This window comes from Halobacillus sp. BBL2006 (assembly GCF_000786645.1).
GTDB lineage: Bacteria > Bacillota > Bacilli > Bacillales > Halobacillaceae > Halobacillus.
The window spans coordinates 1-10,157 of record NZ_JRNX01000649.1 but is presented as its reverse complement, the minus strand read 5'-3'; the positions used below and the strand labels follow the sequence as shown (position 1 = coordinate 10,157).

General features: G+C 32.7%; 9 protein-coding genes. All 9 read right to left on the bottom strand.

Annotated elements, in window-relative coordinates; translation table 11 throughout:
- Positions 1 to 747 (bottom strand): 3'(2'),5'-bisphosphate nucleotidase CysQ (cysQ, locus tag LD39_RS17685; RefSeq protein WP_035550864.1); only part of this gene is annotated, 747 nt, incomplete at its 3' end.
- A gap of 33 nt (positions 748 to 780) precedes the next feature.
- A complete protein-coding gene (cysC, locus tag LD39_RS17680; RefSeq protein WP_035550861.1) occupies positions 781 to 1,377 on the bottom strand; it encodes an adenylyl-sulfate kinase in 597 nt (198 codons plus the stop codon).
- Positions 1,378 to 1,389: 12 nt separating this feature from the next.
- Positions 1,390 to 3,165: an SLC13 family permease gene (locus tag LD39_RS17675; RefSeq protein ID WP_035550857.1), complete on the bottom strand. Its 1,776-nt coding sequence runs from the start codon at positions 3,163 to 3,165 to the stop codon at positions 1,390 to 1,392.
- 78 nt (positions 3,166 to 3,243) lie between these two features.
- Positions 3,244 to 4,608, bottom strand: a complete 1,365-nt coding sequence (locus LD39_RS17670) for a sugar phosphate nucleotidyltransferase (protein ID WP_035550854.1) — start codon at positions 4,606 to 4,608, stop codon at positions 3,244 to 3,246.
- Positions 4,609 to 4,610: 2 nt separating this feature from the next.
- Entirely contained in the window at positions 4,611 to 5,747 is a 1,137-nt protein-coding gene (locus tag LD39_RS17665; protein ID WP_035550849.1) for a glycosyltransferase family 4 protein, read from the bottom strand.
- Between the two features lie 45 nt (positions 5,748 to 5,792).
- A complete protein-coding gene (locus tag LD39_RS17660) occupies positions 5,793 to 6,875 on the bottom strand; it encodes a glycosyltransferase family 1 protein (RefSeq protein ID WP_035550846.1) in 1,083 nt (360 codons plus the stop codon).
- Between the two features lie 40 nt (positions 6,876 to 6,915).
- Positions 6,916 to 8,151 carry a flippase gene (locus tag LD39_RS17655; protein WP_035550844.1) on the bottom strand — a complete coding sequence of 412 codons (1,236 nt, stop codon included), beginning with the start codon at positions 8,149 to 8,151 and terminating at the stop codon, positions 6,916 to 6,918.
- Positions 8,152 to 8,175: 24 nt separating this feature from the next.
- Positions 8,176 to 9,141 carry a sulfotransferase gene (locus LD39_RS17650; protein WP_197061454.1) on the bottom strand — a complete coding sequence of 322 codons (966 nt, stop codon included), beginning with the start codon at positions 9,139 to 9,141 and terminating at the stop codon, positions 8,176 to 8,178.
- Positions 9,125 to 10,157, bottom strand: a 1,033-nt coding sequence (locus LD39_RS17645) for a hypothetical protein (protein WP_035550839.1), incomplete at its 5' end; no start/stop codon positions are given. The genes LD39_RS17645 and LD39_RS17650, both read right to left, overlap by 17 nt.

Genomic DNA, 10,157 nt, shown 5'->3' with positions numbered 1-10,157 from the left:
TACTTCTTTATTATAAGTTAATGGATTCTTTTCATTTGCGATTTCCACTCTTCCTCCGGAAAGCTCAACAATTGCCTGTCCAGCGCCTGTATCCCATTCCATTGTAGGAGCATAACGTGGATAATAATCCGCTTCCCCCTCCGCAACTAGACAAAGCTTTAGAGAACTTCCAGCAGAAATCTTTTCTACCTCTTGATATTTTAATTTTAGTTCATCTATAAAAGCTTCAGTTTCTTTTGACATATGTGATCGACTTGCAACGACTTTTGCTATCTTGTCATTTGAATCTTTTAAAGGGAGTTTTATAGTATTTTCAGCAATGCTTTCTTTTTCTGTTACAGAAGTAGTTTTAAAGGCTCCTTTTTCTTCATCCGCTACATAAAGATGATCTAAAGCAGGAGCATAAACTACACCAAAGACAGGCTTTCCTTCTCGAATGAGAGCGATATTTACCGTGAATTCCCCATTCTTTTTAATGAATTCTTTCGTCCCATCAATCGGATCAACGAGCCAAAATTCTTTCCAGCTTTGTCGTTCTTCATATGTCAGCTGAGAACCTTCTTCACTTAAAATCGGAATGTCTGGATAATTCTCCTGAAGAGCAGTTTTAATGATAATATGGGATCGTTTATCTGCCACAGTTAATGGGGATTCATCCTCTTTATACTCAACTTCAAAATCGGTTTCATATATTTCCATTATTTCTTTTCCTGCCTTTATGGCAGCTTCAACTACTTTTTGGTGCATCTTTATTCCCCCTTTAAGAATCAAGTCCTAACATTAGATGTATTTTTTTTCTTGAAGATAATTAATGACTAGTTTCACAGAGTCTTCTAAAGATGTTTTATCAGTTTCTACCACAATTTCTGGGGAAGTAGGTTCTTCATATGGAGCATCAATTCCTGTGAAGCCTTTAATTTCTCCTGAGCGAGCTTTTTTGTATAACCCTTTAGGATCACGGTTTTCAGCTTCTTCTAATGAACATTTAGCGTACACTTCCACAAAATCTCCATCATCAAAGAGTTCACGCACATTGTCACGATCTTCACGATATGGAGAGATAAATGCAGTGAGAGTGACAAGGCCTGCATCATTCATTAGCTTAGCAACTTCACCAATACGACGGATATTTTCTGTACGATCTTCTGGGCTAAAACCTAGATTTTTGTTTAAGCCATGACGAACGTTATCCCCATCGAGACGATAGGAGTGAACACCTAATTCATATAATGCTTTTTCCACTTCCACAGATAAGGTTGACTTTCCAGAACCTGATAAACCTGTAAACCAAAGAACCGGGCTCTTATGATTCTTCAATTCTTGTCTTTCAGCTTTTGCAACTTTTGATTCGTGCCATGTGATATTCGTAGACTTCATACTCAATTCCTCCTAAACAAATTTAAAATATATAATTGAAACAGTAGTAATCATCACAAGTAACGTTAAGGGAAGTCCTGCACGGATGTAATCCTTGAAACTGTATCCTCCAGGTCCATAAACAATTAGATTTGTTTGATAGCCGATAGGAGATAGAAAGCTAGCAGATGCTGCAATGGCCACAATGATTGCCATCGCCATGGGATCAATTCCAGCATCTTTAGCTACTTCATATGCAACCGGAAACATGATTACAGCAGCTGCATTATTTGTAATAAGTTCTGTAAATACGTTGGTTAAAATATAAATCGCAAGTAAAATTGCTACTACACCTAAGGGCGCTAGGGCTGAGACTAGTTGTTCAGCAATCCATTCAGCAGTTCCTGTTTGAATTATGACATTTCCTATTCCCAATGCACTGGCTATCAATAACAAGACTTGGAACTGAACAGCACGTTTTGCTTCGCGAGGACTAATAATTTTTGTTGCTAGTAGTATCCCAACGGTTATTACCATTGCTTTAAAAATAGTAATCACTTGTAAAGTAACAAGAGAAATCATCCCTAATAACAAAACAAGTGCAAACCAACCTTTAGATTCGTTTTCATAAAAAGTCTGGTTATCTACTGGAGATGTTATATAAAAATCTCCCTGCTCTCTACTCTTTTGCTCAAATTCTGGTCCAGCTACTGTTAAAAATAGATCTCCTGCCCTAGGCACTATATCTCCTATTTTCCCCTGGACTCGTTCGTCGTTTCTGTGAACTGCCATTACAGCTGCATCATAGGTTTCACGAAATCTACTTTGCTTAATTGATCGCCCTAGTAAGTTAGATTGATGAGAAACCACCACTTCTTGAAGTTTTGAATCTCCATTTTTTAAATCATCCAATGATAAATCCGTGCCTGTATCCAATTGCAAACCTTTTCTTTTTTGAAGTTCAGCAATAGTAGACATCATGCCTGTAAAAATAAGTCGATCACCTATTTTTATCTTAGTTTTTCTGGTAACAGGAGAAATTCTTTTCGATCCTCTAATTATTTCAATGAGATATAAACCTTTTAAATTTCTTAAAGACGCTCTTTCAACCGTCTCACCTATGAATGGAAAATCTTCCAATACAACCAATTCACTTAGGTAGTCTTTAGTATTCTCATTGACTTTTTCAATTAAACTTCTATGATCCGGTAATACCTTTGGACCATATATAATTAAATAAGCAAGTCCTACAATAGTAATTGGCACTCCAACAATAGCTAGTTGAAAAAAAGAAAAACCATCATTGTCAAAGTCCAAAAGCAAGCCATGGATCACCAAATTTGTGGATGTACCCATTAAGGTGATTGTTCCACCTAATATAGAAGCGTACGACAATGGAATTAAAAATTTTGATGGTGAAACATTATGTTGTGATGCCCACTTACGAACGATAGGGGTAAGCGTTACTACTATAGGTGTATTGTTTAAAAATGCAGAGAATCCAGATATGGGAATGACTAGACGACTTAATGCCCCTCTATGAGACATTGCTTTTGCAAGAAAGGAGGACATCAACCTTTCAACTAGACCACTTTTTTCAAATACTCCGGCCACAATGAAAAGTAAAGCAATTGTAAGCATCCCTTGGTTAGAGAAGCCGATAAGTGCTTGTTCTGGTGTAACTAGACCAAGCATTATAAATATAAATAATGTAGAAAACACAATTAAGTCTGGTCGCGCTAATTCCAAGAATAATCCTACAAGCATAAAGATAATCGCGACAACCACGATACTCATTTCAACAGTCATGACCATGTCATCCTTTAGTAGTCAGCTTATTCATTTACAAAGGCGTAATTTAGTTAAGGAAGGATAAAAACTATACCTTTAGTACAGTATCTCCATTTGTTCAACTATGTCTTCCCAATTAGTAGATAAACGTATAATATCTTCTTCCACAAGTTCGCTTCCAGATTGAACTTCTATTATTTCCATATTAGTTGTGGCTTTAATAGAATGTTTAGCAGCTAATGGAATATGCAAGACATCTCCTGCTCTTACATGTCGTAGTTCACCATTTAAAATGAATATTCCTTCCCCTTTAATAATTGTCCAAACTTCACTTCTTTTATAATGAATTTGATAGCTTAAGTTTTTGCCACTATCTATTCCAATCCTTTTAGTTAATACTTCATTTCCTTCAATATATTTAGTATAATCAAGGACTTTATACCAACCCCATCTTCGCTCTTCATACATAGGTCTTCCATTCATACTGCTTACATATTCTTTAACTCTTGGGCTTGACTCCTTATTAGTTACAAGAATTCCATCAGGACTTGCAGCCACCACAGTGTTTTCTAAACCTAATAATGCGATAGGAATATCTAGTTCATTTACTACATGAGAATTATTTGTATCTTCACTCATTATTCCTTTGCCTATAAATGGAGAAGACATTTCTTCTGTTAGTGTATTCCAAGTTCCAAGATCCTTCCAGCTACCATTGTAAGGTATTGCGACTATATTTTCTGTATTCTCAACAACTTGATAATCAAAGCTTATTTTCGGTAAGTCAGAATACTGTTTTAATAGTTCTTCGTAATCTATTGGAAATCCGCGATCTATTAATATATCTAATATGTAGCTTAATTTAAATGAAAAAACACCGCAATTCCATAGTGCTCCCTGGTCTATAAACTCTTTAGCATTTTGTGTGGTTGGCTTTTCTGTAAACCGCTTAACGGTAATCGCACCTTTAATTTTATTTTCAGGCAATATATATCCATATTTTTCTGAAGGGTGTGTGGGTTTTACACCCATTAATGCCAAGTCAGCACCTGAATCTTCAAGAATACTCTCCAATTTCTTAACATTTTCAAAGAATTGAGTATCTACAAATGGATCCACCGGCAGTACACAAACAGCTTCATCTTTACTACAACTTTTAACAGAGTAAAGATATACAGCTGATAGAGCTATGGCTGGAAAAGTATCTCTTCTCTCAGGTTCAGTAACAATTGGCACATGATTACCTAATTGAGAGAATAACATATCAACTTGAGATTTACTGGTTGCAATTACAGAATCCTTAGCAAGTTTACATTCATCTAATTGATTCCAAACTCGTTGAACCATAGAAACTTTCTCAGTGTTATTGTCTAATACTTTTAAGAATTGTTTGGACCTTGAGTCGTTAGACAATGGCCATAGTCGTTTACCTGAACCACCTGATAATAATACTAATTTCATTTCTACACCCTCACTTTTTGGTTATTTATATATTTCTCTTCAACAAATTCTCTTAATTCTTTTTTAAAGTTTTCAGGATCAAACCTTTCCGCATTTTTCCGACAATAATTAGGAAGAATATTTTCCTTTACATCCTCAAAGTGTTTAATTGCTTCAATTATAGATTCAGGTGTCTGTTCATTGAAGAATACCCCAGTCGGACTTTCAGCTTCACCATAACCACGTACTGTTTCTTTTGATCCACCTTTGCCATAAGCAATAATAGGAGTTCCACAAGCTTGGGCTTCTACAGGAGTAATTCCAAAGTCTTCTTCTGCTGCAAATACAAATGCTTTTGCATTTTGCATATATTCGACTAAAGTTTCGCTATCTTGGTATCCAAGCAGTCTCACATTAACATTAGAATTAGACTTTATTTTTTGAAAATCAGGTCCATCACCAATAACTACTAGTTCTTTCTCAGGCATTTGGGAGAAAGCTTTAGCAATAACATCCATCTTCTTATAAGGTACCATCCTGGATGCAGTTAAATAAAATTCTTTTTTCTTCTGATGTAGTGAAAAAGAAGAAACATCAACAGGTGGATATATAGTAGTTGCGTCCCTACGATATACTTTCCATATGCGTCTTGAAATGAAGTTTGAATTAGAAAGAAAATAATCTACACCATTAGAAGTTCTATAATCCCAATTTCTTATCTTATGTAAGATTAGTCTTGTGAGAAATCCTTTGAAGCCTTTATCTAACCCTGTTTCCCTTAGATACTGGTGCTGTAAATCCCAAGCATACCTAATCGGGGAGTGTACATATGATATATGTAATTGATCTGGACCGGTAATTACTCCCTTAGCTACAGCATGCGAACTTGATATAATAACATCATAATGAGATACATCTAGTTGTTCAACAGCATGTGGCATAATCGGTAGATAATTTCTATATTTTTTCTTAGAAAAAGGTAACTTTTGTATAAATGAAGTATTTACAGTTTTATTCTTTAAAAATTGTCTTTTATCTTCTTCGATAAAATCTACAATACTGAACACATCAGCTTCAGGAAATACATTTAAAATTTCCTCTAATACTTTTTCAGCTCCTGCATATGTGACTAACCAATCATGAATTATGGCAACCTTCATATCATTTCTCACTCTTTCTAGAGGGGTATTTTTCCAAAAAACAAGTTATTCCATTTCTTGTATTACACTGAAAAGTTCTTTTGCGGTATTATACCAAGTGAATTTTTCACTTTGTTTAAAACCTTTATTAATTAATTTGTTATGAAGCTCTGGGCTGTCCATAAGGTTCTTAATCTTATTTGCAATGTCTTCTGGGTTTGTGGGGTCACAATAAATCACCGAATCCCCACCTACCTCGGGTAAAGATGCTCTATCAGATACTATTACAGGACACCCTACAGTCATTGCTTCTAAAGGAGGGAGCCCGAACCCTTCATATAAAGAAGGATAAATAAAGCAAAAAGCATTTTTATACAGTGATTTTAATTGGTTATCACTAACGTACCCTAGGTGTTTAACCTTATTTGATAATTCAACTCCGTTAGTACTAAATACCTTAGGGTTGGTTCCACCTGCAATAACAACATTAATTTCTTTGTCATGTATATACTCTAATGCCTTTACTATTACTTTAAAGTTTTTATTAGGATTTAGACTACTAACTGCTAAAATATAAGGTTCATAATCTTGAATTTCATTCTGGAATTCTGCAGATCCAGATAATAAATTGCTAAAATGTTCATTCCCCTCATAAATGACTTTTATTCTTCTATCATCTATCTTTAAATATTTGACTAATTCATTTTTAGAAAAATTCGAAACCGTTATAATTTTACTCGCTACTCGTGCTTGTAATTTATATAGGAATTGATACCAGAGTCTAAAAGAAAAAGAAAAATTTTGTTTATTAGCAAATACTGCAGCATCATGGATTACAGTCAATTGCCTTCTTTTGAATATTGGACTGGTGTTACATAAATTTATGAGTAAATTGTTTTTAGTGTGAAAAGGTAATTCTAACTGCTCCCATGTATGCCCCTTTAACATACCTATAGTTCTTATTTCAATATGTTTTAAAGATAGATTTTGCTTTTTTGCCTTTGGAGATAACAAAACAAACCTATAGTCCTTATGGTGTATATAACCAGAATCAATTAAATTATCAATAGCTTTAACAACTTCTGTGGCGTAACGTTGAACACCAGTTGTCTCCTGAGATAAAAACCTACCATTTATAAAAATCTGCATACTCTCACTCTTTCAGAATTTGTCAATACTTTTAAATTATCTAAAAAAACTTAAAGACTCTCGCTTTAAAGCTTTTAGCTACTACTATGTAACCAATCACATTTGTAATAACTAAAGTTATCATACTTGCAAAAGCAGCACCGTTTATATCGTATTTAGGGATAAGGAAATAATTCAATATTATATTAACCATAAATGCAAATGTATTTGCATACATTTGAAATTTTGGGTTACCAGTCATGGATAACATAAGCCAAACTCCACCAACAGCAATATTAACAAATTGGCCCACACACTTCATTATCAGTGCTTCTTGTCCATATTTAAACTCCTCACCAAAAAGTGATAGAAGTGGGTCACTAAAAAATAATATAGGAATTGTAACCATCAATGCTAATAGTGCTAAAATTCTAGTTCCTTTGATATATAAACCTATTAGTTCACTTTCTTTACCTTGATGATATAGATGCGCAACTTTTGGTGCAAAAACTGTATTAAAAACCATTAACATTACTTGGACGACTTTAGATATTTGAGCAGTTACTTGATACACTCCTACACTAAAAGAATTACTCATGCTCCCTAACATAACTATATCAATTTTGTTTATTAACGATCCCATCATCGTAGCGATTACTAGTGGAAATGAATATAACAAGAATTTTTTATCAACAATAACTTTTTTAAATTTTTGTTTGTTGCGCCAAAAATATATGCTATTAGAGAATATAAAAGAAATATAAATAGCAATTGCAATACTGTATTCATTTTTTCCGAATATGTAATAGAAGAGAATAATCATCATAACTCTTAATATCATGCTAAGGAGCCCATAAATATAATAAAATTCTTTTATTTTACCCTCTGATCTGTATATGCCAAAAAAAAGTTGTTCTGCGGATACTAACCAAATTAAAGGTAACATGAATTTCAAATAGATATCATCGATGACGAACCAAGAAATTGTTATTATTATTACAGAAATAGCAATATTAACGATAAAACTTAAACTTACATTTTTATATTTATCTTTAGGTAGAGAATAAATTAATCCTTCATCCATTCCCGCCTTAGCTAATATCATTAGAAGCGTAACTAAAGTAAATGCATATGTATATTCTCCAAATAATTCAGGACCATACAATCTAGCACAAATAAATGTAAAGAGTAAAGAAAAAACTATAAACGAACCTCTTCCAAAGAAAGATTCAATAACCTTTACAAAAAAATCACTAAAACCAATTTTTTTCTTAAAATTCAATAAGTAATCTATCATTGCTTGTGCTCCATTATTATATACTTACCAATCACTGTCATCATAGAAATAGTTTGATACCTCATTAGTTATTTCTTTTATCTCACTGATCTCTTTTTTTGAAAGATTTGACTTCCACCTCTTTACATTCTCTCTACTATTTCTCTTTAGAGTATGAACATTGTTTTTTATAGGATTGGTTGGGTTTTCTTCACCAGTGTAAACTTTCAACTGTGACTTAATTTTTTCAGTGAAATTAATATTCAGATGTTTATAAAGCTTTTCAAACTCTTCAATAGGGAATTTCGAAAGGTCTTCATGTCTTACAACCTTAATGCTTGGATACTTCTGACTTATATCATAGATGAACGAGTTGTAACAATTCCACAAAAAGGCCCATTTTTCAATATTAGATAAACTTTCTTCATCTATTTCTTCTAACAACTGTCGTAAAGTTGGATACGTTTCTAAAAGTTCTCTTTGATTCTTGAGAGTATGAAAATCAAATTGCCAATTCAATCTTTTCAAGCTACTAACAAAAGCTGCTGGATGACGTACTACCATTACTATTTCAAAGTCGTAATTATTAACTATCCATTCGGTAGAAAAAAGCAACATCGGGTCTTTTATCAAAAATCTTTTAACCAGAGGGTTCAACTTTGCTTTTTTATAAATATAATTTGGTCTACTTTTAATAAGTGTCCAACCAACGAAATTCATTAATCTCTTATATATACTTTTATTTCCTCTTAATAAGTACGATATTGGAATTCTCTTGAAAATTCCCTTTTTTAATAGTAATTGCTCTAGTGAAGATTCATAAACTCCTATTTCACAGTGATTGGCGTGAAGAAACTGAAAATTTGATTTTATATTTTTTAAGCCATATTCTTTATTAAAGGGTTCATGTATATACCCCACTTCAGGTGATAAAGACAACATCTTACCTACAAAAGTAGTTCCTCCTCGGGGTGCCCCAGTTATTAAAATTGGTTTATGGTCTGTTTTCATTTTCATTCATTCCTTCCATTGACACACTTGCAAAATTCATTCTTTCTTTTGTAGAACAATAAAGTATTAACACTAAAGGGAAGAATATTAAAAAAACTTGACTTTGTGTAAGATTAATAAAGAACATTGATATTGCAAGAGGTAATATAATATAAATTGACATCTTAGATCTCTTGATAAAAGAAACCAAGTAAACAATTGTCATAATAACACCTGTTATTCCAATATTATACATATAAAACAACCATGAATTATCAAATATTTTTAAAAATTCAATGCTAGTATCGTTAGCAAGACCTACAAACCCATAAAATCCACCAAAAAGGAAATTGAAAAAATTAAAATCGGTTTGATCTAGTATAAGAGACCAATTATTCAACCTAGAAAAAATAGAGTTGACCCCTGATAAACTATTAAGGTAATTTAACTTAGATATTCCTCCTATAAGCATTACGAAAATTACTGTACATGTGATTACCAAATGCTTACTTGTTACTTCTTTCTTATACACTTTATATAGGATTACTAAAAGGAAATAAAATAACAAGGCGATATAAACACTCCTAGTAAAAGATAATGCAACATTTCCAAGAGCAAATAATGAAGAGGTTTGTTTTTTAAAATATCTAAATATGAAAAAAGAGAATAATCCGAAGTAACCATAAGCTGCAGAACTACCGAGTAACGCAGGTGTTCTAAATAGGCCTCCAATATGAGATATTCTAAAATTCCCTATTTCGGAATTGCCATAAAAAGAATGCCCTACTATTAACTTTGCGTAAACCTCTGGCCCAATGTATAGAGTAATAATCCCTACAATAAGATTCAGTATATTTAAAAAGATTATTAACCTTAAATATTTAATAAAATTATTAATTATAATATTCTTAAAATAAAAGAAAGACATAACAATAAAAAATATTAACGATACTTCCTTAAATGCGTATAAAGTGTCCATTAAATTATCTACTCTAAACACCATAACAATATTTATCATTAACAAAAATAAAACTAAA